At 49.6% G+C, this 25,655-nt stretch carries 25 protein-coding genes; 22 read left to right on the top strand and 3 right to left on the bottom strand.

Annotation, left to right across the window (positions count from 1 at the left end; all coding sequences use genetic code 11):
- The first annotated feature begins 6 nt into the window (after positions 1-6).
- The 21 genes from DMI82_RS03045 to DMI82_RS03150 all read left to right on the top strand — a co-directional run bounded on the left by DMI82_RS03045 (position 7) and on the right by DMI82_RS03150 (position 22,629).
- Positions 7-1,224 carry a bifunctional 3,4-dihydroxy-2-butanone-4-phosphate synthase/GTP cyclohydrolase II gene (locus DMI82_RS03045; RefSeq protein WP_015524672.1) on the top strand — a complete coding sequence of 406 codons (1,218 nt, stop codon included), beginning with the start codon at positions 7-9 and terminating at the stop codon, positions 1,222-1,224.
- Between the two features lie 29 nt (positions 1,225-1,253).
- The gene (gene ribH, locus DMI82_RS03050) at positions 1,254-1,727 is read left to right on the top strand and encodes a 6,7-dimethyl-8-ribityllumazine synthase (protein WP_006427673.1); all 474 of its coding nucleotides are present in this window, start codon (positions 1,254-1,256) and stop codon (positions 1,725-1,727) included.
- 15 nt (positions 1,728-1,742) lie between these two features.
- Complete coding sequence (locus DMI82_RS03055) at positions 1,743-2,393, top strand: HAD family hydrolase (protein ID WP_021650403.1); 651 nt, start codon at positions 1,743-1,745, stop codon at positions 2,391-2,393.
- Between the two features lie 104 nt (positions 2,394-2,497).
- Entirely contained in the window at positions 2,498-3,577 is a 1,080-nt protein-coding gene (locus DMI82_RS03060; protein ID WP_044960686.1) for a tetratricopeptide repeat-containing glycosyltransferase family 2 protein, read from the top strand.
- 489 nt (positions 3,578-4,066) lie between these two features.
- Positions 4,067-4,285, top strand: coding sequence for a hypothetical protein (locus tag DMI82_RS03070; protein ID WP_008979746.1), 219 nt, complete (start codon positions 4,067-4,069; stop codon positions 4,283-4,285).
- Between the two features lie 128 nt (positions 4,286-4,413).
- Positions 4,414-5,358, top strand: coding sequence for a DUF6017 domain-containing protein (locus tag DMI82_RS03075; protein WP_008979747.1), 945 nt, complete (start codon positions 4,414-4,416; stop codon positions 5,356-5,358).
- Positions 5,359-5,394: 36 nt separating this feature from the next.
- A complete protein-coding gene (locus DMI82_RS03080; RefSeq protein ID WP_008979748.1) occupies positions 5,395-5,868 on the top strand; it encodes a PcfB family protein in 474 nt (157 codons plus the stop codon).
- Positions 5,865-7,649 carry a VirD4-like conjugal transfer protein, CD1115 family gene (locus DMI82_RS03085; RefSeq protein ID WP_008979749.1) on the top strand — a complete coding sequence of 595 codons (1,785 nt, stop codon included), beginning with the start codon at positions 5,865-5,867 and terminating at the stop codon, positions 7,647-7,649. The genes DMI82_RS03080 and DMI82_RS03085 overlap by 4 nt, the downstream gene beginning before the upstream one ends.
- 63 nt (positions 7,650-7,712) lie before the next feature.
- Complete coding sequence (locus DMI82_RS03090) at positions 7,713-7,928, top strand: Maff2 family mobile element protein (protein ID WP_003431213.1); 216 nt, start codon at positions 7,713-7,715, stop codon at positions 7,926-7,928.
- A gap of 82 nt (positions 7,929-8,010) precedes the next feature.
- Positions 8,011-8,862: a VirB6/TrbL-like conjugal transfer protein, CD1112 family gene (locus DMI82_RS03095; RefSeq protein WP_003431220.1), complete on the top strand. Its 852-nt coding sequence runs from the start codon at positions 8,011-8,013 to the stop codon at positions 8,860-8,862.
- Positions 8,863-8,878: 16 nt separating this feature from the next.
- Positions 8,879-9,775, top strand: a complete 897-nt coding sequence (locus DMI82_RS03100) for a radical SAM protein (protein WP_171902963.1) — start codon at positions 8,879-8,881, stop codon at positions 9,773-9,775.
- 1 nt (position 9,776) lies between these two features.
- A complete protein-coding gene (locus DMI82_RS03105) occupies positions 9,777-10,169 on the top strand; it encodes a PrgI family protein (RefSeq protein WP_007860207.1) in 393 nt (130 codons plus the stop codon).
- The gene (locus DMI82_RS03110) at positions 10,129-12,525 is read left to right on the top strand and encodes a VirB4-like conjugal transfer ATPase, CD1110 family (RefSeq protein WP_003431228.1); all 2,397 of its coding nucleotides are present in this window, start codon (positions 10,129-10,131) and stop codon (positions 12,523-12,525) included. Before DMI82_RS03105 ends, DMI82_RS03110 begins: the two co-directional genes overlap by 41 nt.
- Entirely contained in the window at positions 12,522-13,478 is a 957-nt protein-coding gene (locus DMI82_RS03115; protein WP_044491998.1) for a DNA-methyltransferase, read from the top strand. The genes DMI82_RS03110 and DMI82_RS03115 overlap by 4 nt, the downstream gene beginning before the upstream one ends.
- Entirely contained in the window at positions 13,475-15,445 is a 1,971-nt protein-coding gene (locus DMI82_RS03120; protein WP_008979752.1) for a C40 family peptidase, read from the top strand. The genes DMI82_RS03115 and DMI82_RS03120 overlap by 4 nt, the downstream gene beginning before the upstream one ends.
- Before the next feature lie 21 nt (positions 15,446-15,466).
- Positions 15,467-15,733 (top strand): DUF4315 family protein, encoded by a 267-nt coding sequence (locus DMI82_RS03125; protein ID WP_003508256.1) that lies wholly within the window; start codon positions 15,467-15,469, stop codon positions 15,731-15,733.
- Positions 15,723-16,454, top strand: coding sequence for a DUF4366 domain-containing protein (locus tag DMI82_RS03130; RefSeq protein WP_008979753.1), 732 nt, complete (start codon positions 15,723-15,725; stop codon positions 16,452-16,454). Before DMI82_RS03125 ends, DMI82_RS03130 begins: the two co-directional genes overlap by 11 nt.
- Entirely contained in the window at positions 16,451-18,526 is a 2,076-nt protein-coding gene (locus DMI82_RS03135; protein ID WP_008979754.1) for a type IA DNA topoisomerase, read from the top strand. The genes DMI82_RS03130 and DMI82_RS03135 overlap by 4 nt, the downstream gene beginning before the upstream one ends.
- The gene (locus DMI82_RS03140) at positions 18,523-18,891 is read left to right on the top strand and encodes a cysteine-rich VLP domain-containing protein (RefSeq protein WP_044492000.1); all 369 of its coding nucleotides are present in this window, start codon (positions 18,523-18,525) and stop codon (positions 18,889-18,891) included. Before DMI82_RS03135 ends, DMI82_RS03140 begins: the two co-directional genes overlap by 4 nt.
- 125 nt (positions 18,892-19,016) lie before the next feature.
- Positions 19,017-22,415, top strand: a complete 3,399-nt coding sequence (locus DMI82_RS03145) for a YodL domain-containing protein (RefSeq protein ID WP_008979755.1) — start codon at positions 19,017-19,019, stop codon at positions 22,413-22,415.
- A gap of 4 nt (positions 22,416-22,419) precedes the next feature.
- A complete protein-coding gene (locus DMI82_RS03150) occupies positions 22,420-22,629 on the top strand; it encodes a transposon-transfer assisting family protein (RefSeq protein WP_008979756.1) in 210 nt (69 codons plus the stop codon).
- Positions 22,630-22,830: 201 nt separating this feature from the next.
- Here DMI82_RS03150 and DMI82_RS03155 read toward each other — a convergent pair whose 3' ends face one another.
- From DMI82_RS03155 to DMI82_RS03165, 3 genes are all read right to left on the bottom strand, one after another.
- The gene (locus DMI82_RS03155) at positions 22,831-24,165 is read right to left on the bottom strand and encodes a relaxase/mobilization nuclease domain-containing protein (RefSeq protein ID WP_008979757.1); all 1,335 of its coding nucleotides are present in this window, start codon (positions 24,163-24,165) and stop codon (positions 22,831-22,833) included.
- Entirely contained in the window at positions 24,126-24,455 is a 330-nt protein-coding gene (locus tag DMI82_RS03160; protein ID WP_008979758.1) for a plasmid mobilization protein, read from the bottom strand. The genes DMI82_RS03155 and DMI82_RS03160 overlap by 40 nt, the downstream gene beginning before the upstream one ends.
- A 201-nt stretch (positions 24,456-24,656) precedes the next feature.
- Positions 24,657-25,013 (bottom strand): helix-turn-helix transcriptional regulator, encoded by a 357-nt coding sequence (locus DMI82_RS03165; RefSeq protein ID WP_002584957.1) that lies wholly within the window; start codon positions 25,011-25,013, stop codon positions 24,657-24,659.
- 386 nt (positions 25,014-25,399) lie between these two features.
- On the opposite strand from DMI82_RS03165, the gene DMI82_RS03170 reads away from it, so the two are divergent.
- Entirely contained in the window at positions 25,400-25,543 is a 144-nt protein-coding gene (locus DMI82_RS03170) for a cysteine-rich KTR domain-containing protein (RefSeq protein ID WP_110102470.1), read from the top strand.
- The last annotated feature ends 112 nt before the right edge of the window (positions 25,544-25,655 follow it).

Consider the following 25,655-nt stretch of genomic DNA (forward strand, 5'->3'; position numbering starts at 1 on the left):
TACAGTATGTCACAAAATTATCAGTACAACACAATTGAAGAGGCACTTAGGGATCTTAAGGAAGGAAAAATAATTCTGGTCACAGATGATCCGGACAGAGAAAATGAGGGAGATCTGATATGTGCGGCAGAGTTTGCGACCCGGGAAAATATTAATTTCATGGCGACTTATGCAAAGGGTCTTATCTGTACACCGATGAGTGCAGAAATTGCGGCGAGATTGAATTTTCCGCCGATGGTTGCTGAGAACACGGACAATCACAGCACAGCATTTACCGTGGCAGTGGATCACGCAGATACAACCACCGGTATCTCTGCGGCAGAACGCTCCTATACCATTATGAAGTGTGTGGATGATCAGTCAAAACCGGAGGATTTCAGAAGACCGGGACATGTATTTCCGCTTATTTCCAGAAAAGGCGGGGTTCTGGTACGAAATGGCCATACGGAGGCAACAACAGATCTTATGAGACTTGCCGGACTGAAAGAATGCGGCGTGTGCTGTGAAGTTATGAAAGAAGATGGCACTATGATGCGTACATCACAGCTATGGGAAATGGCAAAAGAGCATAACCTTACATTTATTACGATTCGTGATCTGCAGGATTATATAAGAATACATGAAAAGCATGTAAAGGAGGAAGCAGCTGCAAACCTCCCAACGCAGTACGGTGATTTTAAAATGTATGGCTATATCAATGACATTACAGGAGAGCATCATCTGGCACTGGTAAAAGGTGATCTAGGAGATGGTGAGGATGTGCTTTGCCGTGTACATTCGGAGTGCCTGACAGGAGATGCATTCGGATCGCTCAGATGTGACTGCGGCCTGCAGCTGCAGACAGCGATGCGCCAGGTAGAGGCGGAAGGCAGAGGGATCATTCTGTATATGAGACAGGAAGGCAGAGGAATCGGACTGATCAATAAGATCAAAGCCTATGCGCTTCAGGAACAGGGATATGATACCGTGGAGGCTAATGTGAAGTTAGGGTTTGCACCGGATCTCAGAGAGTACTGGGTTGGGGCACAGATACTGTCAGACCTTGGTGTGAAATCATTAAGATTACTGACCAATAACCCGGATAAAGTCTATGGGCTTGGCGAATTCGGGCTGAAGATCAATGAGAGAGTACCATTGGAGATTCCGGTACAAAAATATGACCGGAAGTATATGAAAACGAAGCAGGAAAAGATGGGTCATATTTTTAAGGAAATAAATTTATAAAAAACAGCAAATAGCAGGAGGAAGAAAAAATGAGACAGATCAATTTAGTAGAAGGAAAAGTAGTAGCACCGGAGGGAATGAAGGTTGGTATCGTGGCAGCGAGATTCAATGAGATCATTGTGAATAAATTATTGGGAGGGGCAGTCGACGGACTGGTAAGACATGGAGTAGAAGAAGAGAATATTACTGCAGCATGGGTGCCGGGAGCATTTGAGATCCCGCTTACAGCACAGAAAATGGCACAGTCAGGAAAATATGATGCAGTTATCTGCGTGGGAGCTGTCATTCGTGGAGATACTTCACATTATGATCTGGTGTGCAATGAATCTGCCAAGGGGATCGCACAGGTTGAACTTGCAACAGGGATCCCGGTCTTATTCGGAGTGATCACGACTGAGAATATCGAGCAGGCTATTGCGCGAGCAGGAAGCAAAGCAGGTAATAAAGGCTATGATTGTGCGTTATCTGCGATCGAGATGGTCAATCTGATGAAGCAGCTCTAATAGATAGGGAAATAAATGATGACAAAAACAATCATATTCGATTATGATGGAACGATCCATCATACCATTGGAATCTATGAACCGGCATTTCGTGAAACCTATCAGTGGCTGACAGAACAGAAGGCTGCAGAAGAACGGGAGATAGGCTCGGCGGAAATTGCCGGCTGGCTGGGATTTAACAGTAAGGAGATGTGGAATACATTTTTGCCGGAGCTGGATCAGAGCTATAAAGAGCAGGCGAGCAGGATGGTAGGAGAACTGATGGTCAGACAGATCAGGAAGCATAAGGCAGTGTGGTATCCGGGAGCAGAGGAGATGCTTACAGCCTTGAAGAACCGGGGATATCATCTTGTGATCTTAAGTAACTGTAAAGCTTCCTATCGTGAGGCGCACTGGAAGGAATTTGGGATGGAACGATGGTTCGATCATTTTTATGACTGCGAATCGTATGGATTCCGTCCAAAGACAGAAATTGTGCAGGAAATCATCCGGGAATATACAGGCCCTTATCTGGTGGTCGGAGACAGGAGGCAGGATCTGGAATGTGCCAGAGCCTGCAAAAGCCCATTTATAGGATGCCTGTATGGATATGGTGAGAGCGGGGAGCTGAACGGAGCAGATCGTCTTGCAGAACATATAGAGGATATACCACAGTTGGTGATATGAGGATGAGCTCAGCTTTATCCGAAAGCAGAAGCTGTACACTGACAGAAGGCATAGGACTGACGGGAACGGCATAAATATTATAAAAATCCGAAGGATCCTGAAATATGATTTCCCTCAGTCTATGTATGATCGTAAAAAATGAAGAAGCAGTTCTTGAGAGAATTTTAAAGCCGGTTTCTCAGGTGATGGATGCGATCCTGATCGCAGATACCGGTTCTTCAGACAGAACAAAAGAGATTGCGGAGCAGTATACGTCGCAGGTGTTTGATTTTCCCTGGTGTGATGATTTTTCTGCTCCGCGTAATTTTCTTCTGGAAAAAGTCCGCACCGATTACTGGATGTGGCTGGATGCGGATGATGTCCTGGATGAAGAAAATCTGGAAAAACTGAAGAGTCTTAAAGAAACTCTGGATCCCGGAACAGATGTTGTAATGATGGAATATGCGGCAGGGTTTGACCAGAGCGGGAGAACAACATTTTCTTATTTTCGGGAGCGGATAATGAAAACATCCAGAAATTTCAGATGGAATGGGGCAGTTCATGAAACTGTGATTCCGGAGGGAAATATCATTTATTCAGATGTGGTGATCCGGCACCGGAAATGTGGAAAAGGTGATCCGGACCGTAATCTTCGCATTTATGAAAAAATGCTGGCAGGAGGAGAAACGCTGGAACCCAGACATCAGCTTTATTATGGGAGAGAACTGTATTATCATCAGCGTTATCCGGAGACAGAGGCTGTGTTGGTGGAGTTCCTGAAAAATCCGCCCGGATGGCTGGAAAATAAGATCGATGCCTGTTTTGTACTTGGACAGTGTTACCGGAAAATGGGAGAAAAAAAGTACGCACTGGAAGCTTTTCTGTACAGCCTGACTATGGATGTGCCGAGGGCGGAAATCTGTTGTGAGGTCGGAAAGATTTTTCTGGAAAGAGAGCTTCCCAGACAGGCTGCCTACTGGTACGGGCAGGCGCTCACTGTGCCTTCAGATAAGAAAAAGGGTGGATTTTTTATGGCTGAGTGTCATGGATTTGTGCCATATATGCAGCTTTGCGTTTGTTATGATAAAATGGGATGCCCGGAGCAGGCATTCTTTTTTCATAAGAAAGCGATGGAACTGAAGCCGGAAGATCCGGGAGTATTGTATGACCAGAAATATTTCCGGGAAAAATATGGTCTGTCATAAAATGAAAGACATATTTATTATATTTTCCTGGCAGGGTACAGGCTTGCGGGGATCCTATGCACAGGTAAAAGCTGTTGTCATATACTGTAGGGAAAGTTATTTTCCTATGAGGTGATCGAAGAATGCTGTTCAGGCATCGAAAACGTAAGGAAATGGAAATGCAGCAGGACAGTCATGAGGATTTGTCCTGTATGTCCTGTTATGGAAATCATAGTTCCTGTGGATGTGACAGATGTGGAGCAAGAGGCTGCCCAGGCCCTGTGGGACCTACTGCTCCGTCAATATATGCACAACACGGAAATTGCCGTAACCATGCGGCTTTCCACTATCTTAAAGACAATTAAACAGCCCCTATGATTACACCTAAAACGCCGTAGCAAGGTTGGACAAGCCTTGATATGGCGTTTTTAAGTGGGTAGGATATGCCGCCGCAGCTTCAAAGAAGTTGTGGCGTTTTTTTATGCCCGCAGGAAAGGAGGCGCAGCCGGAATGTATTTCACAAAGGGCAAGCAGCGGGCGTTTGAACTGCTCATGCAGCAGAAGCCGGGATTTGACCGCTATCAATCCGGTTGTGCCGGAGATGATGAAGATTGCGGCACTTGCCGTTTCTACCGCCCCGGGTGGAAATATGAGTTTTGCGTTTTCAAAGAGTGTCCCTATTGCCCCGGCAAGAGGACGCGGAAAACGCCCGCCAGCATGGACAAATAGACGGGCAAAAGCCCTTGTGCCATGCGGCTTTGCAGACGCGAAAACGGCAAAGGGCATATTGCAATACCAAAACCGCCGAAAACGGCTTTCTAATTGTCCACGCAGACCAAGAGAGGAAGTGAGGAAATATGGCAGTTTTCAGAGTGGAGCGAAATACGGGATATACCGTTATGAGCAACCACCACTTGCGCAACAAAGAATTGTCCTTAAAGGCAAAGGGCTTGTTGTCGCAAATGCTGTCTTTGCCGGAGGATTGGGATTATACCCTTGCGGGCTTATCCCATATCAACCGGGAGAAGATCGACGCAATCCGCGAAGCGGTAAAGGAACTCGAAAAAGCCGGATATATCGTGCGCAGCCGGGAGCGCGACGAAAAGGGACGCTTGCGGGGCGCGGATTACGTCATATACGAGCAGCCGCAGCCGCGAGAGCCGGAAGCAGCTACCAGCGGCGGACAGCCGCCTATATTGGATTTACCTACATTGGAAAATCCAACATTGGATAATCCAACGTTGGAAAAACCTACGCAGGAAAAACCTACGTTGGAAAATCCAACGCAATTAAATAAAGATATATCAAGTAAAGAACAATCAATTACGGATTTATCAAGTACCCATTCCTTTCCATTCCATTCCCTAAACCCCTTGCCCTTTGAGCAGGGCGAAGCGGCTACGCCGCCGGAAAGGAAAAGAACGGAAGCGAAAAGCAATAGCGCAGTAGAGATTTACAGGGAGATTATCAAGGACAATATCGAATACGACCATCTCATTCAAAACTGCAAAATTGACGCAGACCGCCTAAATGAGATAGTTGACCTTATGCTGGAAACCGTCTGCACAGCGCGAAAGACAATCCGTATTGCCGGGGACGACTACCCCGCCGAATTAGTGAAATCAAAGTTTTTGAAGCTGAACAGCAGCCATATTGAGTTTGTTTTGGATTGCATGAGGGAGAACACAACCAAAGTGCGCAATATCAAGCAGTATTTGAAAGCGGTACTGTTCAACGCGCCGAGTACCATTGACAGCTATTATACCGCCCTTGTCAATCACGACTTTTACGGCAGCAAATGAGCATAGCCGCAGTTTACCGGGAAAGGAGTTGATACCTTGCAGGAGGAAGTAACCCAAAAAACGATTGCCCTATCCGTCAATGTGGGAAAAGGCGCGGCAAGGCTTACCGAACAGGCGTTGCAAAAAGCAATCAAGAAGTTTTTGGAGCAGAAAAGCAAAGCCCCGCATGGGAAACAGACCATGCGGCAGCTTATGAAGCAAAATGCGGGTGTTTCCAACATCGAGATCACCGACAGCAATATCAAAGCCTTTGAGAGTACCGCGAAGAAGTACAACATAGATTTTTCGCTGAAAAAGGTTAAGGGCGAACAGACCCGTTACCTTGTGTTTTTCAAAGGCAGGGACGCGGACGTTATGATCGCAGCGTTTCAAGAGTTTTCCGCAAAGAAGCTGAACAGGGATAAAAAGCCCTCTATCCGCAAAGCCCTTGCCGCAGCAAAGGACAAGGCGAAGCAGCTTAACGCCGCCCGCGACAAGGTAAAGAAAATAGACAGGGGGCGCGAGATATGAAGCAGATAAACTACAAAAAGCTGATAATCCCGAATATCCCCTATGTGTTCTTTGTCTATCTCTTTGATAAAGTAGGACAGGCGACGCGGCTTGCCCCCGGCGCGGATATTTCCGAAAAGATACTCAATATCACACAGGGATTTTCCGAAGCGTTTTCAAATGCCTTGCCGAGCGTTCACCCGTTGGATTTGCTTATCGGCATTGTCGGCGCGGTGGTTATTCGTCTGATTGTCTATGTCAAAGGGAAAAACGCAAAGAAATACCGCAAGGGCGCAGAATACGGCAGCGCACGTTGGGGCAACGCCGAAGATATAAAGCCCTACATCGACCCGGATTTTCAGAACAACATCATTTTGACGCAGACCGAACGCCTTACCATGAACAGCCGCCCGAAGCAGCCGAAATATGCGAGAAATAAAAACGTCGTGGTGATCGGCGGCAGCGGCAGCGGCAAGACAAGGTTTTTCGTAAAGCCTAATTTAATGCAGCTTCATTCTTCCTACGTCTTGACCGACCCAAAAGGCACCGTCCTAATCGAGTGCGGAAAGCTGCTGCAACGGGCAGGCTACCGCATTAAGGTACTGAACACGATAAACTTTCGGAAAAGTATGCACTATAACCCCTTTGTCTATATCCGCAGCGAAAAGGACGTGTTAAAGGTTGTCAATACCCTTATTGTCAATACCAAAGGCGAGGGAGAAAAAAGCGCGGAAGATTTTTGGGTGAAAGCCGAGAGATTATTATATTGCGCGTTGATCGGCTACATTTGGTATGAAGCCCCCGCCGAGGAAATGAGCTTTACAACGCTGCTTGAACTTATCAATGCAAGCGAAGCACGCGAGGACGACGAGGAATACCAAAGCCCCGTTGATCTGCTCTTTGCCGATTTAGAAGAACGCAGCCCCGACCATTTCGCGGTGAAGCAATATAAAAAATACAAATTGGCGGCGGGCAAAACGGCAAAGTCAATCCTTATTTCTTGCGGTGCGCGTCTTGCCCCTTTTGATATAGAGGAACTCCGGGAACTCATGTCCTATGATGAATTGGAACTTGATACATTGGGCGACAGGAAAACCGCGCTTTTCCTCATAATGAGCGATACCGACGACACCTTTAATTTTGTTATCGCTATTCTGCAATCGCAGCTTTTCAATTTGCTTTGTGATAAAGCGGACGACGAATACAACGGCAAATTGCCTATTCATGTCCGGTTTTTGCTTGATGAATTTGCCAACATCGGGCAGATACCCCGCTTTGATAAGTTAATTGCGACCATTCGCAGCAGGGAAATGTCCGCTTCTATCATTCTGCAATCGCAGAGCCAACTAAAAGCCATTTACAAGGACGCGGCAGAAATCATACTTGATAATGCCGACAGCACCTTGTTTTTGGGAGGACGTGGGAAAAATGCAAAGGATATTTCGGATAACTTGGGACGGGAAACAATCGACAGTTTCAATACTTCCGAAAATCGCGGCACGCAGGTTTCTCATGGACTTACTTATCAAAAATTAGGAAAGGAGCTGATGACACAGGACGAAATAGCAGTTATGGACGGTGGGAAATGTATTTTGCAGCTACGCGGTGTGCGTCCCTTTTTAAGCGACAAATACGACATCACGAAACACCCGAACTACAAATACCTTTCCGACTTCGACAAAAGAAACGCTTTTGACGTGGAACGGTATATGTCTACCCGTCCGGCAATCGTAAAGCCCGATGAAGCCTTTGACATATACGAAATAGATTTGTCCGACGAGGACGCAGCCGCCGAGGAATAACGGCGGCATTTTCATTTTCAACAACTTTTTTTGAGCCGCACAGCGGCAGAAAGCGAGGTTTATATGGAGTTTTTCAACAGCGCAGTTGGTGTATTGCAGACTTTGGTTATCGCGCTTGGCGCAGGTCTTGGCATTTGGGGTGCCATTAACCTCATGGAGGGTTACGGCAACGACAATCCGGGCGCAAAGAGCCAGGGCATGAAGCAGCTCATGGCGGGCGGCGGCGTCGCTTTGATCGGCGGCACCCTTGTTCCCCTGCTTTCTCAACTTTTTGGATAATGCCTAAAACAAATACCACCCGCCGCGCCCTCTCGGAAACGGGAGGGCGCGGGAAAGGAGGGATTAACTTTTGATATGGCAGATGATTGAAGATTGGTTTCGCGGCATTTTGACAGACGGGATTTTATCGAACCTTTCCGGCTTGTTTGACAGCGTAAATACAGAGGTTGGAGAAATCGCAACACAAGTCGGCACGACCCCCGCCGGGTGGAACGCGGGCATATTCAACATGATACGCAGCCTTTCGGAAAACGTCATTGTACCGATTGCGGGCGTTATCATTACCTTTGTCATGTGTTATGAACTAATCCAGCTTGTAATTGAAAAAAACAATCTGCACGATCTCGACACTTGGATTTTCTTCAAATGGATTTTTAAGACCTTTGTTGCGGTGCTGCTGGTAACAAACACTTGGAACATCGTCATGGGAGTTTTCGACGTTACGCAGAGCGTCGTCAATCAGAGCGCGGGGGTTATCATATCCGATACAAGCATAGACGTTACCACCGTCATTACCGACATTGAAGCAAAACTCGACGCTATGAGCGTGGGCGGTCTTTTGGGGTTATGGTTTCAATCCCTCTTTGTAGGGCTTACCATGAAAGCCCTGTCAATCTGCATTATGCTTGTGGTGTATGGGCGCATGATTGAAATATATCTTGTAACGAGCGTTGCCCCTATCCCTATGGCAACAATGGTAAATCACGAATGGGGCAGCATGGGACAGAATTACTTAAAATCTTTGCTTGCGCTTGGTTTTCAGGCGTTTCTGATCTTGGTGTGTGTCGGCATTTATGCGGTGTTGATACAAACAATCGCAGCGACCGACGACATTTCCGGCGCGATCTGGGCTTGCATGGGCTATACCGTCCTCTTGTGCTTTACGCTTTTCAAAACGGGAAGCCTTGCAAAGAGCGTCTTTTCGGCACATTAAGGGGGTGAGTTATGATTTGAAAATCGGTTTAATCGACGTTGACAGCCATAATTTCCCCAACCTCTGCTTGATGAAGCTATCCGCGTATCATAAAGCAAAGGGGCATACGGTGGAATGGTGGAACGCAAAGGGGCGGTACGACCTTGTATATAAAAGCCGCGTCTTTACGGACACCTATTCCAAAGACACGATAACCGTTACCAACGCGGAACAAGTTATTTTCGGCGGTACGGGCTACGACACGAAAAACCGCTTGCTGCCGGAAGTGGAACACAGTTACCCGGATTATTCTATCTACCCGCAGTTTTTCGGGATTGCCTACGGCTTTTTAAGCCGGGGTTGTCCGAGAAATTGCGGGTTTTGCATTGTCAGCAGTAAAGAGGGACGCGAAAGTGTTAAGGTTGCGGATTTGTCCGAGTTTTGGAAATGGCAGCCGGAAATAAAAATCATGGACGCTAATCTGCTTGCCTGTCCCGACCATGAAAATCTCATTGAGCAGCTTATACGAAGCCGCGCATGGGTGGATTTTTCGCAAGGGCTGGATATTCGCCTTGTGAACAGGGATAATGTCAGCCTGTTAAATCGGGTACGGATAAAAGCGGTACATTTTGCATGGGATAATCCCGACGAGGACTTAACCGGGTATTTCCAACGTTTTTTGGATTTGACCGCCATTAAGAGCAGCCGCCAGCGGCGCGTGTATGTTCTTACCAACTACGGCAGCACTCACGAACAGGATTTATACCGCGTGAACACCTTGCGGGCTATGGGCTTTGACCCGTATGTGATGATTTACGAGCGTCCAACCGCCCCGCCTGTTACCCGCCATTTGCAACGGTGGGTAAATAACAAACGGCTTTTCTATGCTGTCCCCCGTTTTGAAGATTACATTCCGGGCAGAAAGGAGGTTTGAAATGGCGTATGTAACCGTCCCAAAGGACTTAACAAAAATCAAAAGCAAGGTAATGTTCAACCTTACGAAACGACAGCTAATTTGTTTCAGCGCGGCGGTAGCAATCGGACTGCCGCTGTTCTTTTTGGTAAAAGACAGCGTTGGAACAACCACAGCGGCATTGTGCATGGTGCTTGCCATGCTGCCTATGTTTTTGCTTGCCATGTACGAGAAAAACGGGCAACCGCTGGAAGTGATTATTCGGCAATTTGTGGAAGTGAAGTTTCTTCGCCCCAAAGAGCGACCTTATCAGACCAACAATTTTTATGCCGCCCTTGCGCGGCAAGAGCAATTAGATAAGGAGGTACGGGCGATTGTCAAAGGAAAAGAAAAACACCCAAAACGAAAAGCGTAAACTTTCCCGACAGGAAAGAAAACAGATAGATACCCTTATCCGACAGGCAAAGGGCGACGGGAAGCCCCATACGGCGCAGGACAGCATACCGTTTGAGCGAATGTATAAGGACGGGATTTGCCGCCTTGCAAACGGGCGGTATTCCAAGTGCATTGAGTTTGAGGACATCAACTATCAGCTTGCGCAGCCGGACGACAAAACCGCCATTTTTGAAGCCCTTTGCGATATGTATAACTCGTTCGACGCTTCTATCAGCGTGCAGCTTTCCCTAATCAGCCGCCATGCGAACAAGGACGATTTCAAGAACAGTATCACGATTGCGCCGCAGAATGATGACTTCGACAGTATCAGAGCAGAATACACCGAAATGCTTAGGACGCAGCTTGAACGCGGAAACAACGGGCTTATCAAGACCAAGTTTCTCACCTTTACCGTTGAAGCAAAGGACATTAGATCGGCGCGGGCGCGTCTTGCCCGCATTGAAACGGACACCCTCAACCATTTTAAGGTGATCGGCGCGGCGGCGCGGGTATTGGACGGGAAACAGCGTCTTGAAGTGCTGCATGGGATTTTCCACCCGGACGGGGAACGCTTTAACTTTGCGTGGGAATGGCTACCCGCAAGCGGTCTTTCTGTCAAAGACTTTATCGCGCCGTCCTCTTTCCGATTTGGCGACGGGCGAATGTTTCAAATGGGCGGCAAGTTTGGCGCAGTTTCCTTTTTGCAGATCGTCGCGCCGGAACTCTCCGACCGTATGCTTGCCGACTTCATGGACGCGGAAAACGGGATTATCGTCAATCTGCACATTCAGAGTATCGACCACAACGAAGCAATCAAGACGATTAAGCGCAAGATTACCGACCTTGACCGTATGAAAATCGAGGAACAGAAAAAAGCAATCCGCAGCGGCTACGACATGGATATTATTCCGTCCGACCTTGCCACCTACGGCGGGGAAGCAAAAAACCTACTCCGCGATTTGCAGAGCCGCAACGAAAGAATGTTTCTGCTTACGCTGCTTGTCTTAAACCTTGCAGATACCAAGCAGAAATTGGATAACGAAGTATTTGGAGCGGCGGCAATCGCGCAGAAATACAACTGCATTTTGACCCGCCTTGACTACCGGCAGGAACAGGGGCTTATGTCCTCTATCCCGTTGGGGGAAAACCTTATCCATATCCAGCGCGGCTTGACGACCAGCAGCACCGCCGTTTTCGTTCCCTTTACGGTGCAAGAGCTGTTCCAAAGCGGCGAAGCATTGTATTACGGCTTAAACGCCCTTTCCAACAACATGATTTTGTGCGACCGAAAGAAGCTGAAAAATCCCAACGGCTTGATACTCGGCACACCGGGCAGCGGCAAAAGTTTTTCTGCAAAACGCGAAATCACAAACGCTTTTCTTATCACGTCCGACGACATTATCATTTGCGACCCCGAAGCCGAATATTACCCCCTTGTCGGACGTTTGAAAGGACAGGTTATCAAGGTTTCGCAGAACAGCACGCAGTACATTAACCCTATGGATATTAACCTCAATTACAGCGAGGGCGACACGCCCATAGCCTTAAAGAGCGATTTTATCCTTTCCTTTTGTGAGTTGATTATGGGAGGTAAAAACGGGCTGGAAGCTGTCGAAAAGACCTTGATTGACCGCGCTGTTATCAGCGTGTACCGCAACTACCTTGCCGACCCGAAGCCGGAGAATATGCCGATTTTGGGCGACCTCTACGACGAGATCAAGAAGCAGCCGGAAAAGGAAGCGCAGCGTATCGCGGCGGCATTGGAACTCTATGTAAACGGCAGCTTGAACATTTTTAACCACAGGACAAACGTTGACATTCATAATCGCCTTGTCTGCTTTGATATTAAGGAACTCGGTACGCAGCTTAAAAAAGTCGGTATGCTTATCGTCCAAGACCAAGTATGGAACAGAGTAACGGTAAACCGCAGCGAGGGCAAGGCGACGCGGTATTACATCGACGAATTTCATTTACTCTTGAAAGAGGAACAGACCGCAGCATACAGCGTCGAGATTTGGAAGCGTTTTAGGAAGTGGGGCGGTATTCCGACAGGTATCACGCAGAACGTCAAAGACCTTTTGACGAGCAGAGAAGTTTCAAATGTTTTTGAAAACAGCGATTTTGTCTATATGCTCAACCAAGCCCAGGGTGACCGGGAAATCCTTGCCAAGCAGCTTAACATTTCACAACAGCAAATGACCTATGTAACCCATTCCGAAGCGGGCGAGGGACTTATCTTCTATGGCAACGTGATTTTGCCCTTTATTGACCGTTTTCCGAAAGATACGGAGCTCTACCGCGTAATGACGACCAAGCCCGGCGAGGTGTCGGCATGAGGATAGAAACGGATAAAATCTATTGCGGCGACAGCTTGCAGGTGCTTCAAACCTTGCCGGATAACTGTTTGGATTGTTGCGTAACGTCCCCGCCCTACTATGCTTTGCGCGATTACGGCACAGACGGGCAGATCGGGCGTGAAGCAACGCCGGAGGAATATGTTTCCCGCATTACGGCGGTTTTCCATGAGGTAAAGCGGGTGCTTACGCCGGAGGGTACTTGTTGGCTGAATATCGCGGACACTTATTGCGGCACAGGCAGCAAAGCCGACCACCAAGACCCGAAATACCCCAAAGGCAGGAACGGGCAGCAAGTGGCGGTAAACCACCGCGCCCCCGGCTGCAAGCCGAAAGACCTAATCGGTATTCCGTGGCTTGTAGCCCTTGCCTTGCGGGGCGACGGTTGGTATTTGCGAAGTTCTATCATTTGGCACAAGGGAAACGCCATGCCGGAAAGCACGCGGGACAGACCGACCCGCTGCTATGAATATGTGTTTCTGCTTACCAAGTCAAAGAAATATTACTACGATTGGCAGGCAGTAGCCGAGCCGATAGCCCCCACAACGGCGGTACGGCTGAAAAGCGGAGTTGGGAAAGGCAACAAATATGCCGCTACCGTTCCGGGGCAAAACCAGCCGCAGAAAATCAACCGCCCCCGCAGGAAAGGCGCATACACCGACGAAATGATTTCCCCCGTCCGCAGCCGCCGCAACGTTTGGCAGATCAACACAACTTCCTATCGCGGCGGGCATTTTGCAGCGTTCCCGCCCAAACTTGCGGAAACGTGCATTTTGGCGGGCTGTCCTGTCGGCGGGATTGTGCTTGACCCGTTTTTAGGCAGCGGCACGACCGCAGCGGCGGCAAAAAGCCTTTCCCGCCGCTATATCGGTATAGAGATCAACCCCGAATACTGCACCCTTGCAAAACAGCGTATTGGAGGTGATGAACATTGAGCAAGGAATTAAAAGCCCCCGACAAGGTAACGCAGAAAATGACCCGCGACGGGGCGATTGCGGAAAACCTTACGACGGGCGAAACGACGAGTATCAGCGAAAGACCGCCGGAGGAAAACTATTCAGCCCCCGCAGCGGGAGCAGCGGAAAAAGCGACCCAACGTATCAGCACAGAGGTTAGCCGCCATTTAGAAAAGGGCGCGGAGAAAAAGAGCCTTGACGCAGCGCAGCTTAAAACCCATACTTCCCGCTTGCAGTTTTCCGCAGAGGAACGGGCAACGCCGGAACTTCAAAAGGCAATTAGGAAGTCGGACAAGGCGGCAGACCGTTTAGACGCGGCGCGGGCGGCTATCCCCAAGCATACCAAAATCAAGAAAGAGCGCGTTTTTAACGAAGCGAAAGGCAGGGCAAAAACGCGCCTTTCCTTTGAAAAGACGGATAAGCCCCCAAACGGCAAGTTGCGGCATAACCCCTTATCACGTCCGGCGCAGGAGTTAAACAGCACCGTACATGGAAAAATCTACGAGGTAGAGAAAGAAAACGTCGGTGTGGAAAGCGGGCACCGGGTAGAACTTGCGGGCGAGAAAGCGGGCGGCATGGCGGCGCGGACGGTAAAACGCGGCATACGCAGCCACAAGCTGAAACCCTACCGGGCAGCGGCGGCAGCGGAGAGAAAGGCGGTAAAGGCAAACGCCGATTTCCTCTATCAAAAGGCGCTGCACGATAACCCCGCCCTTGCGCACTCTAACCCCATTTCCCGTTTTTGGCAGAAGCAGCGCATTAAAAAGCAGTATGCAAAGACGCTGAAAGCGGGCGGCAAGGTGAAAAAGACCGCCGAAGCCACCGCAAAGGCAGCGAAGAAAACCGCGCAGGAAACCAAACGGGCGACGTTCTTTGTCGTCCGGCATTGGAAAGGCTGCTTGCTTGTGGGCGGGATTGCCTTTATCGTGCTGCTGCTTTTCGGCGGCTTGTCCTCTTGCTCCCTCTTTGGCGGCAACAGCGGTAGCGGCTTGATTGCGTCGTCCTATCTTTCCGAGGACGCGGATATTACGGGCGCGGAAGCAGCTTACACCGATATGGAAGCAGAGTTACAGGATATGCTGAATAATATCGAGCGCGAATACCCCGGCTACGACGAATACCGGGTGAACGCAGACGAGATCGAGCATGACCCCTATGTGCTAATCTCTATCCTTTCCGCGCTGCATGAGGGCGTGTTTACCCTTGATGAAGCGCAAAGCACCCTTGAAATGCTCTTTGAGAAACAGTATATCTTGACCGTTACGGAGGAAGTCGAGGTACGCTACCGCACCGAAACGAGGACGGACAGCGAGGGCAACGAATATGAGGTTGAAGTCCCATATAACTATTACATTCTTCATGTGGATTTGGAAAACTTCAACCTTTCCCATGTCCCCGTCTACATTATGGGCGAGGAACAGCTATCCATGTACGCTATGTATATGTCGTCGCTGGGGAACCGCCCCGATTTGTTCCCGTCGTCCGGCTATGTGTCAAAATACTATGAAAACCCGCCCGCCGATTACGAAGTACCCGCCGCGCTGCTTAATTCCGATGAAAAGTTTGCGCGGCTCATTGAGGAAGCGGATAAATACGTCGGCTTTCCCTATGTGTGGGGCGGCAGCACCCCGGAAACCTCTTTTGATTGCAGCGGTTTTGTTAGCTATGTGCTGACGAACAGCGGCTTATACAATACGGGCAGACTTGGGGCGCAGGGGCTTTACAACATTTCAACCCGCGTTTCCAACCCGCAGCCGGGGGATTTGGTTTTCTTTACGGGTACATACGACACGCCGGGGGTATCTCATGTGGGTATCTACGTTGGCGAGGACGGGGACGGAAGCCCCGTCATGCTGCATTGTGGCGACCCGATACAATACACAAAACTTGATACAAGCTATTGGCAATCCCATTTTTACGCCTATGGGCGGCTACATTACAACTGACTTTGAAAGGAGTTAATTTCTATGGCAAACACGAAACTTGACCGTATCGAACGGGATATTGAGAAAACGAGGGCGAAAATCCTTGAATACCAAAAAAGGCTGAAAGACCTTGAAGCGCAGAAAATCGAGGAAGAAAACGCGCAGATCGTTCAAATGGTGAAAGCGGTACACCTTGACGGGGCGCAGCTTGCCGCGTTCCTCTCCGCTTACGCCAGCGGCGAAATTGCCTTGCCGCAGCCGGACGCAGACTATACCGACGAACAGGAGGAAACCGAAGATGAAGCATAAAAAACTGTTCCGCAGCGTTACCGCTTTGCTTGCCGCCCTTGTACTCATGGGCGGCTTTTCTGTTACCGCTTTTGCGGGCGGCGGTGATGTGAGCGACGAGCCGCCTACCCCCGTAACCGAAACCGAGCCGGAAGAAACGACGGGCGGCTATGAGCCGCAGCCCTTAACGCCGGAGGGCAACATGAGCCTTGTGGACGACATAACGGGCGAAGCGTCCGGCGATAAACAGTTTATTACCGTCGTTACGAAAAACGGAAACTATTTTTACATCATCATTGACCGAGCCGAGGACGGAGAAAACACCGTCCATTTCCTCAATCAAGTTGATGAAAAAGACCTTTTGCAGCTTATGGAGGACGAACAGACCGAAACCCCCGCTTGTAGCTGTACTGAAAAATGCGTTGCCGGAAGCATCAACACCGATTGCCCCGTTTGCAGCGTCAACATGAGCGAGTGCGCGGGCAAGGAAGCCGAGCCGGAGCTGGAAGAAACCGAGCAGCCGGAGCCGGAGGAAGATAAAGGCGGCGGCATGGGCGGTGCTATTCTGCTTGTCGTGCTGCTTCTTGCCGCAGCGGGCGGCGGCGCGTTCTATTACTTTAAGATTATGAAGCCCAAAAAGGACGCGGCAAAAGGCAGCAGCAACCTTGACGATCTCGACTTTGACGAGGACGACGAGGACGCGGAAGAATTAGAAACCGAGCAGGAGGACGAGGAAGTATGAAACTTGTAATTGCAGAGAAACCGAGCGTCGGGGCGGCGATTGCCGCCGTACTTTGCGCGAATGAAAAGCGCAGCGGATATTTTGAGGGCAGCGGCTACCTTGTGTCCTGGTGTATCGGGCATTTGATTAGCCTTGCGGACGCGGCGACCTACAACGAGCAGTACCGAAAATGGAAGTATGACGATCTCCCCATTGTCCCGCAGGATTGGCAGTTTATCGTTGCCAGCGGCAAGGAGCAGCAGTTTTCCGTACTCAAAGACCTTATGCACCGCAGCGACGTTTCCGAGATTGTCAATGCGTGCGACAGCGGGCGCGAGGGAGAACTCATTTTTCGATTTGTCTACGAACAGGCAAATTGCAAAAAGCCCTTTTCCCGCCTTTGGATTAGCAGCATGGAAGAAAGCGCAATCCGCGAGGGCTTTTCAAACCTCAAAGACGGGCGCAGCTATGACAACCTCTATCAATCCGCGCTTTGCAGAGCAAAGGCAGATTGGCTTGTCGGGATTAACGCGACCCGCCTTTTCTCTATCCTCTATCACAAAACGCTGAATGTCGGCAGAGTGCAAACGCCCACCCTTACCATGCTGGTAAACCGCGACTATGCGATCAGCAGCTTTAAGAAAGAAAAATATCATGTTGTCCGTCTGGACGCGGGCGGTGTTTCGGCTTTGTCCGAAAGACTGAACGACGAAGCGGCAGCGCAGCAGATGAAAGCGGCTTGCGAGAAATCGCAAGCCGTTTGTACTTCCCTCAAAAAAGAGAAAAAGACCGTTGCCCCGCCGAAGCTGTTTGACCTTACCGCGTTACAGCGCGAAGCTAACCGCCTGTATGGATTTACGGCGAAACAGACCCTTGATTATGCGCAAGCCCTCTATGAAAAGCGGCTTTTGACCTATCCCCGCACCGACAGCAAATATATCACTTCCGATATGCAGGACAGCACAAAGGAACTCATTACCGGGCTTTGTTCGCTGCTTCCCTTTATGCGGGACGTGAAGCTGCAAGCAGACCTTATAAGGGTTTGCGACAACAGCAAAGTAACCGACCACCACGCTATTTTGCCGACAGCCGAGTTTTTGAAAGCGGGCTTTGCTTCCCTTGCCGACAGCGAAACAAAACTTATGACCCTTGTGTGTGCAAAGCTGCTTTGCGCCGCAGCCGCGCCCTATGCGTATGAAGCGGTTACGGCGGTTTTCACTTGCGGCGGCTATACCTTTACCGCAAAGGGCAGGACAACGCTTTGCGAGGGTTGGCGTGAGATTGAAAGATTATCCCGCGCCGCGTCCGAGGAACAGGACGAGGACGCAGAGCCGGAAGCGGTTTTGCCCCCGCTTACCGAGGGACAGACCTTTGAAAATACCGCAGCGGAGATCTCCGAGCGTTACACGCAGCCCCCAAAAGCATATACCGAAGATACGCTTCTGTCCGCTATGGAGAACGCGGGCAAGGAGGAAACGCCGGAGGACGCGGAACGCAAGGGATTAGGCACCACCGCGACGCGGGCGGGTATCATTGAAAAGCTCATTTCAGCGGGCTTTGCCGAGCGCAAGGGCAAGAAGCTAATCCCCACAAAGGACGGGTATAACCTTGTCGCCATTCTGCCCGAAAGCCTTACGTCCCCGCAGCTTACGGCAGAATGGGAAACGCGCCTTACCGGGATTGCAAAGGGCAGCGACAGCCCCGCCGACTTTATGCGAGGGATTGAGGAAATGACAGCGGGGCTTGTCAAGACCTATTCCGCGATTTCCGAGGATAAAGCAAAACTGTTTACCCCGCAGCGGGAAGCAATCGGCACTTGCCCCCGTTGCGGCGCGGCGGTTTACGAGGGCAAGAAAAACTACTACTGTTCCGACAGGGCGTGCAGCTTTGTCATGTGGAAAAATGACTTGTTCTTTCAGCAGCGCAAAAAGACTTTCACAAAGGCGATTGCCGCCGCCCTTTTGAAAGACGGAAAGGTAAAAATCAAGGGTATGTACTCCACCAAAACGGGAAAGACCTTTGACGGGGTTGTGCTGCTTGCCGACACAGGCGGCAAGTATGTAAACTTCCGCGTCGAGCAGAACCGAAAATGATTAGGCTTGATGAAAAGCAGTATCGAGCCGTTAAGAAAATGGCCCGAGCCGCGTGCGCCAACAATGATTGCGGGAACTGTCTGCTATTGGACGACGGGGAAACTTGCGTTTGTGTGCAGAGTATCAGCTATTCGCTGTTATGCCGTTATTTCCGCGAAGCGGTTTTACCCGCAGACAGGCAGCTATGCGAACAGATCACCCGCAGCGGGGAAACCGATTTGAAGCGTTGCGCGGTATGCGGCAGCACGTTTGCGGCGGGCAGCAATCGGGCGAAATACTGTCCCGATTGTGCGGCAAAGATACGCCGCAGGCAGAAAGCGGAAAGCGAGAGAAACAGGCGTTTACGGATAAAAATAACTACATAGCAAGCACAGCAAACGAGTACCCGTTTGCGAGAAATACCCGCGCTGCTCTATGGGAAGCGCGGGCATTTTGCTTGTTGGGATAGTCCCAAACCCTTAAAAATCGAGAAAGGACGTGATGAAACAATATGCCGTATTCTTCATACGACCATGACAAATTGGAAACCGCCGAAACCATGCGGATAGAACGCCGGATATATTTTGAAGCAAAGGACGGGGATATTGCCCCCTATGTTTCTTTGCCGCTGGAACAGCTACACGCCATGCGTGAGGAAAGCGCGGCAGCGGAACAGGCGATTTTTAACGATCTCTCAACCCGCGCCGCCGCTTGGGAACAGCAGGCGGGAAAAACGCTTTTGCTTGACAAAGCGATTGAATACACAAGGACAACCGTTGTGCAGCACACTTCTAACGAGTGGCAGAAAGGCGAATATGACCGATATACCCGCAGCAACCGGGTATATCAGATGAACTACCACATTTACGAGAACACCCGTTACGACAGGGAGAAGCAGCAAAGCGTCCCTTACTCTTATTCTCTCACATGGGGCGTTTATACCAACAGCCCGAACAGGAACGGGCAAGCGAAGATTGCCGGACAGGACAGAAAGGTTTTTTCCGATAAGGCGGCTATGGAAAAGTATCTGAATGGACGTATCAAAGCATACGACCGTCTGTTTACGGAAATCTCCCCGCCTATCCCGCAGGAGTACGCCGAGCATTTCAAAGTAAACGGTATGCTTTTACCGGGCTATACCATTGAGGGTGAGGAACCCCCGCAGCAGCAGCCACAGGCGGCAGCTATCCCCGAAACTACCGGGCAGCAAAAGGAGCGTGAACACATGAGCGAACAGTTTTCTATTATGATTGGCAACCGCAGCCGTTTTGAAGCGGGCGACCCCGGCGGTTATTGGCTGGATATGCCCGCCACAAAGGAGCAGTTACAGACCGCTATGCAGAGCGTCGGCATTACCGCCGATAACCCGCAGGATTTTTCCATTCGCGGCTATTCCGACGACCCAGAGAAACATATTGCTTTGCCTTATGAAATGGTATGCGCCGCCGACGTGGACGAACTCAATTTTCTTGCGGCGCGGCTCGAACAGCTTGACCCCGCCGAGGTTGGCAAGCTGAACGCAGCTTTGCAGCAGAAAAACGGGCTTGCAAATATCGGACAGGTAATTGACTTCACCTACAACGTGGATTTTTACGTCCATATTCCCGAAGTACATACCTACCGCGATTTGGGCGACTATTACTTAAATCAATCCGGCATGGTACAAATGCCCGAAGAATGGAAAGGCGGCATTGACCTTACTACTTTTGGCAGGAACGCCGCCGCGCAGGAAAAAGGCGCGTTTACCGAATACGGCTATATCGTGGAAAGCGGCGACGAGTGGGAACGGCAGTTTGAGGGGCGCGAAGTGCCGGAGGAATACCGCATTATGAGTTACCCGCAGCCGGAGCGCGGCGAACAGGACAAAGCCTATATGGACGCAGCCGAAACGCAGCAAGCAGCCGTACAGACCGCAGAGCCGCAGCAGCCCCGCCCCGTCGTGCCGATTATCCTTTCTTCTGAAAAACCCGGCGACAAGGTAAAGGAGATCACCGCCCGTCTGGAACAGGGCATACAAGCGATTTTTGACAGCGACCGCTACAAAGAGTTTTTAACGGCTATGTCAAAGTTTCACGATTACAGCTTGAATAACACTATCCTAATCGCCATGCAGGGCGGCAATTTGGTAAAGGGCTATTCACAATGGCAGAAAGAGTTTGACCGCCATGTGAAAAGCGGCGAGAAAGGTATTAAAATCTTTGCCCCCGCACCTTACAAGGTAAAAAAGCTGGTGGATAAAATCGACCCCGACACAAGAAAGCCCATACTTGACAGCGAGGGAAAGACGGTTAAGGAAGAAAAGGAAGTTACCGTTCCCGCCTTTAAGGTTGTAACCGTCTTTGACATTTCGCAGACCGAGGGCAAGGAGTTTCCCGACCTCTCCGTCAAACCGCTGCTTGCCGATGTGGAACAGTACGAGGACTTTTTCGCTGCCCTTGAAAAAGCGTCCCCCGTTCCGATTGCTTTTGAGCAGATCACAAACGGCGCAAACGGATATTTCAGTTTGACCGATAAGCGAATTGCTATCAAAGAGGGTGTGAGCGAGCTGCAAGCGGTTAAGACCGCCATTCACGAAATCGCCCATGCGAAGCTGCATGACGTGGACTTAAACGCCCCGCTGGAGGAACAAAACCGCGTTGACCGCCGCAGCCGCGAGGTACAGGCTGAAAGCGTTGCCTATACGGTGTGTCAGCATTTCGGGCTTGATACGTCGGATTACTCTTTCGGGTATGTTGCCGGGTGGAGCAGCGGCAAGGAAATGACCGAATTAAAAGCGTCCCTTGAAACGATACAGGCAACCGCAAAGGAACTCATTACCGAGATCGAGGGGCATTTTACCGAATTGCAGCAGCAGCGGCAAGCCGAGCAGGAGCAGGAAGCGAAAACAAAAGAAACCTTGCTTCTCAACGGCAAGGAGGACAGCTACGGGATTTATCAGTTAGCCCGCAGAGAGGAAACTATGGATTTGCGCTTTGAGCCTTTCGACCGTCTGCAAGCAACGGGGCATTTCGTTGACCGGGCAAATTATGAACTCGTCTATACCGCACCGCTTACAAAGGATATGACGCTTGGCGGCATTTGGGAAAAGTTTAATATCGACCGCCCCGCCGACTTCAAGGGGCATAGCCTTTCCGTTTCCGACATTGTTGTGCTTCATCAGAACGGCGAGAACACCGCCCATTATGTAGACAGCATAGGTTTTCAGCAGGTGCCGGAGTTTTTACAGGAGCAAGCGCAGCAGACCCCCGTATTTGATAAGCTATCTCCCGAACAGCAGCAAGCCCTATCCGATACCGTAAAAGATACGCTGCAACTGCTTGTAGACGCAGACAAGCGGATTTATGGCGACGTTACGGGCAAGACCCTTGAAGCAATCGCGGCGCAAGGGTATTCCTACAAGGGCGGGCAGCTTGAAAAGCAGCAGCCGGAAGCGACCCCCGAAAGCCTTATGACGGGCGAAACCGTCAGAACGCCGCGAGGGAACTTTTACATTACCGACATGAGCCGCGAACAGATCGAAGCGGCGGGCTTTGGTTTTCATCATGCGTCGGAGGACGGGAAGTATCTCATTATGGGAAATGGCACACAGGCTTATGCCATAGCCGCCGAGCAGCCGCAGCGGGATAATCCCTTAAAGCACGTTGAGGACATTGTAGAGCAGAACGACAACAACTTTGACGGGATTATCAATAATACGCCGCAAACGCCCACCGTCGCGGATTTGGAGCAGCGGGCAAAGGCGGGCGAAGCGATTTCCGTTACCGACCTTGCGAAAGCGGTAAAAGCCGAGAAACGGGAGCAGCCGCAAAAGAAACCGTCCATTTTGAAGAAGCTGGACGAGTACAAGAAACAGGCGGCGCAGCAGCCGAAAGACAAGCAGAAAGAGCAGAAAAAGGATTTGGAGGTTTGATAGTATGAATATCCGCTTTACCATTGAGGAAGAAAACATAATTGCGATTTACGCCGAGGACAGCCGGGAAACAACGCTTGAAAATATCCTTGCCGCCATGCCCTATATGGACGAGGATATGCGCCAGCTTGCCGCCGCAGCGGTGAAAAAGCTGCAAGCCATGACGGACAGCGAGTTTTCCGAACGGGAGTTTATCTTGACCGACGAGGAATAGCCCATAGAAAACAGGGGCGCGGTTGCCGATTTCCGGCACCGCGCCCCTGTTCTTTTTTTGTCCTTGCGTGGACAATTAGAAAGCTGTTTTTGCGGGTTTGAATATAAAGTATCGTCTATGCCGTTTCCCCGCGCTGGAAGCCGCAGAAACACAGGCGTTTTCAGCCCTTAATGTTCCACTTGCTACCCCTTGTTTTGCGCCTTATCGCTCCTGCTCCCGCGCCTTGCTTTGGGACGGGTAAAGAATACTATCGACGTTCTTTTTGACAACGCCGTACTCCTGCATTTGCTTTTTCGCTTGGCGGTAATCCTCATACAATTTGCTTTTCCTGTCGTTTAAGCCGCTATACTCCTTGCGCAGCGCGGCGAGATCGGGCAGCTTCTTTATCTGCATTTCCCGGAGTGCCCTTGCCGCAGCTTCAAACAGGATAATTTCGCTTTCATGCCCCCGCAGATACTTTTCCTTGTCCCGCGATTTCTTGTATTCCTCGTAAATCGGTTTTAATTGTCGGTATGTGGTGGTGTGCTTGATAAGCAGCGATAAATCGGACATACGCTGTTCCACTTCCTTAACCGCCCTTGCCGCCGCGTCATGGGCGGTCATAATATCCGCGATTTTGCTTTCGAGGTCGCTGTAATATTCAATCTTGTTTTCGGTCAAGAAGTTCATGCTTTTTGCAGCCTGTTTCAGATTATGGATTTTCGCCCACCGTTCATAGCCCGCCGATTGTTGGGCTTTAATGCTGTTTTCAATATCGACGACAAGCCGGATTTTCTTATCTTCCCGCAGCGGCTTTGACTTGGCAATATATACGCCCTTGATACGCTCCTTTATGGCTTCTTCCGTATAGGCCGCGCCGAGCGTCTTTGCGCGGGTAAACCGTTCCTGTCCGGCAGCGCGGAAAGAAATATATTTGCCCTGTTTGATTTCATACCCCATTTCCTGCAAACGGCGCAGCAGTTCGTCAAAATCTTTGACTTGGGGAATGAGGGTATCTATCGCCGTTTTCAGCTTGGCTTTGTAGCTTGTTCCTTGCTTTTCGGCGGTGTATTCCGCATAGCTTTTCCCTTTGTCCTGTCCCGGCACGACGACGGATAGCCCATGCTCTTTACATATCCTGTCGCTGGTGCGTCGGATAGCGTGATAGCTTTGCTTGTTGGAATGATACTTTTTGTAGTCAACGAAGCTAACCGCGTTGAAAATCAAGTGATTATGCAGATGGTCTTTATCGACGTGGGTTGTCAAAACAAACTCATACTTGCCGCCTAACACCGCTTGCGCAAGTTCCATGCCGATTTTGTGCGCTTCTTCCGGCGTGGTTTCGCCTACCGCAAAGGATTGTATCAAGTGCCGCCCTAAATGTGTGCCGCGATCTCCGGCAGCTTCCCGCGTCCATGCAAACTCTATATCGGCGGTTTCCAGCCCGCAGCCGAAAGAGGACGCAAGCAGCTTTCCGTCTGTCTTTTCGGGATTTAAGATATAGTCTATTGCGGCCTTTAAGGTTGATTTAATAGGGTGCGTCTTTGTAACCGCCATATCTCGTCCACCGCCTTTTTTATATCCTCAATGTCCTGCTGGTAAACCGCCCCCGTCGCGTTGGCGCGTTTGGCAATTTGATTGATGTTCCGGCTCACCGCTTGCAGTTCCCGGATATATGCTTTCGTGTCGCTTCGGTCAATGACAAGGATATACCCGTCAATCGCCATTTTGCGGAAGTATGCCCCATACTGCTTTATGGGAAGCTGCTTCATCTTCTCGTCGATCAGCCGCTTTTCTTCTTCCGTAACGTAAAACTTCATTTGGATATTTCTCTTTCGGTTTTCCATTTCCGCGCCGCCTTTCGGTATAAGGGTTTGGGATTATCCCAACAAGCATTTTTCGCAAACGGGTACTCGTTTGCTGTGCTTGCTATCTACTCCATACCCCTACCGAAAGGCGGTATTTGTTGCGCATTCCCTTGATTTTGGACGCAAAAAAAGATTGCAGCCGCCATGCGCTGCAATCTCCCGATTTCTCATATTGTGAGGTTAATCCTCTGCTTTTTCGACTTCCGTTATCTCCCTTGCTGTTGCGGTTACAATCCGTATGCCTTTATCGCTCATACCGTCCAGCAGCGCGTCAAGCTGCCGCCGCCCGGTGGATTTCTCCGCATTGCTGTTCGGGAAGAAAAATTGATCTACCGAAATATGATACCGGGTTACAAGGTCATAGAATACCTGTAAACTCGGCTGTTGTCCCTTGTTCTCGATATTCGCAAGGTAGCGCGGGGAAATATATAACTCGTCGCTTACCTTTTTGCGGCTCTCGCCGTATTCATTTCTCGCGGCTTTTATAGCTGCCCCGAAAGCCTTAAAGTCGTACAATGGTACGGGTCTTTTTGCCATTTTCATTCACCCTGTTACATTTTACAGTTCACCTTTCTTTTTGGATATGTCCACACAATTCATATCATTAGGTTAAATACTTCCTGTTGTGTATTGACAGTAGACTGATTTTCTGATAAAATAAAATTTATGTAAAAGGAGGCGGCGTTTATGTTGCATAGCATGCGTATTAGATAAGCATTGAAAAAAAGGATTTTCCCATTTTCAACATGGGCTTTTTTGTCATGCTTATTTTGCGGATGCTATACAAAAAACTAACGACGTATAGATATAGTGCAAGCTATGCCTTAGTTTTGTTGTACTGCTCTGTGCATTATAAATGCAGGTCAATGCTCATGTTGAGGATTGACCTGCATTTTTTGTGTAAAAAGGACGAGTGAAATATAATGCTTAAAAAATATTGGATAAAATGTCCGATTTGTAACGGAAAGACGAGAGTTCAAGTATTTCATAATACTGTATTAAAAGATTTTCCTCTTTTCTGCCCTAAATGCAAATTGACGCATATCATTGATGTAGAAAAATTGTAAGCGTCAAATAAAACAGTGTATAGAAAAATAACCGTCAGCCTTTTATACTAAAAGGTCAACGGTTATCGACAGAATTCTTTTACAAGAGGATTCCAAGGCAGATAATCATCCA

It is taken from the genome of Blautia sp. BCRC 81119 (assembly GCF_003184505.1).
In the GTDB taxonomy this organism is placed as follows: Bacteria; Bacillota; Clostridia; order Lachnospirales; family Lachnospiraceae; genus Blautia_A; species Blautia_A fusiformis.

Bases quoted from the DNA above. Each gene is read 5' to 3' on its own strand.
- DMI82_RS03155 (WP_008979757.1), bottom strand. From the start codon at position 24,165: ATGGCGGTTACAAAGACGCACCCTATTAAATCAACCTTAAAGGCCGCA.
- DMI82_RS03075 (WP_008979747.1), top strand. From the start codon at position 4,414: ATGGCAGTTTTCAGAGTGGAGCGAAATACGGGATATACCGTTATGAGC.
- DMI82_RS03125 (WP_003508256.1), top strand. From the start codon at position 15,467: ATGGCAAACACGAAACTTGACCGTATCGAACGGGATATTGAGAAAACG.
- DMI82_RS03085 (WP_008979749.1), top strand. From the start codon at position 5,865: ATGAAGCAGATAAACTACAAAAAGCTGATAATCCCGAATATCCCCTAT.
- DMI82_RS03090 (WP_003431213.1), top strand. From the start codon at position 7,713: ATGGAGTTTTTCAACAGCGCAGTTGGTGTATTGCAGACTTTGGTTATC.
- DMI82_RS03060 (WP_044960686.1), top strand. From the start codon at position 2,498: ATGATTTCCCTCAGTCTATGTATGATCGTAAAAAATGAAGAAGCAGTT.
- DMI82_RS03045 (WP_015524672.1), top strand. From the start codon at position 7: ATGTCACAAAATTATCAGTACAACACAATTGAAGAGGCACTTAGGGAT.
- DMI82_RS03095 (WP_003431220.1), top strand. From the start codon at position 8,011: ATGATTGAAGATTGGTTTCGCGGCATTTTGACAGACGGGATTTTATCG.
- DMI82_RS03070 (WP_008979746.1), top strand. From the start codon at position 4,067: ATGTATTTCACAAAGGGCAAGCAGCGGGCGTTTGAACTGCTCATGCAG.
- DMI82_RS03055 (WP_021650403.1), top strand. From the start codon at position 1,743: ATGATGACAAAAACAATCATATTCGATTATGATGGAACGATCCATCAT.
- DMI82_RS03130 (WP_008979753.1), top strand. From the start codon at position 15,723: ATGAAGCATAAAAAACTGTTCCGCAGCGTTACCGCTTTGCTTGCCGCC.
- DMI82_RS03105 (WP_007860207.1), top strand. From the start codon at position 9,777: ATGGCGTATGTAACCGTCCCAAAGGACTTAACAAAAATCAAAAGCAAG.
- DMI82_RS03160 (WP_008979758.1), bottom strand. From the start codon at position 24,455: ATGGAAAACCGAAAGAGAAATATCCAAATGAAGTTTTACGTTACGGAA.
- ribH (WP_006427673.1), top strand. From the start codon at position 1,254: ATGAGACAGATCAATTTAGTAGAAGGAAAAGTAGTAGCACCGGAGGGA.
- DMI82_RS03115 (WP_044491998.1), top strand. From the start codon at position 12,522: ATGAGGATAGAAACGGATAAAATCTATTGCGGCGACAGCTTGCAGGTG.
- DMI82_RS03165 (WP_002584957.1), bottom strand. From the start codon at position 25,013: ATGGCAAAAAGACCCGTACCATTGTACGACTTTAAGGCTTTCGGGGCA.
- DMI82_RS03150 (WP_008979756.1), top strand. From the start codon at position 22,420: ATGAATATCCGCTTTACCATTGAGGAAGAAAACATAATTGCGATTTAC.
- DMI82_RS03135 (WP_008979754.1), top strand. From the start codon at position 16,451: ATGAAACTTGTAATTGCAGAGAAACCGAGCGTCGGGGCGGCGATTGCC.
- DMI82_RS03145 (WP_008979755.1), top strand. From the start codon at position 19,017: ATGCCGTATTCTTCATACGACCATGACAAATTGGAAACCGCCGAAACC.
- DMI82_RS03170 (WP_110102470.1), top strand. From the start codon at position 25,400: ATGCTTAAAAAATATTGGATAAAATGTCCGATTTGTAACGGAAAGACG.
- DMI82_RS03140 (WP_044492000.1), top strand. From the start codon at position 18,523: ATGATTAGGCTTGATGAAAAGCAGTATCGAGCCGTTAAGAAAATGGCC.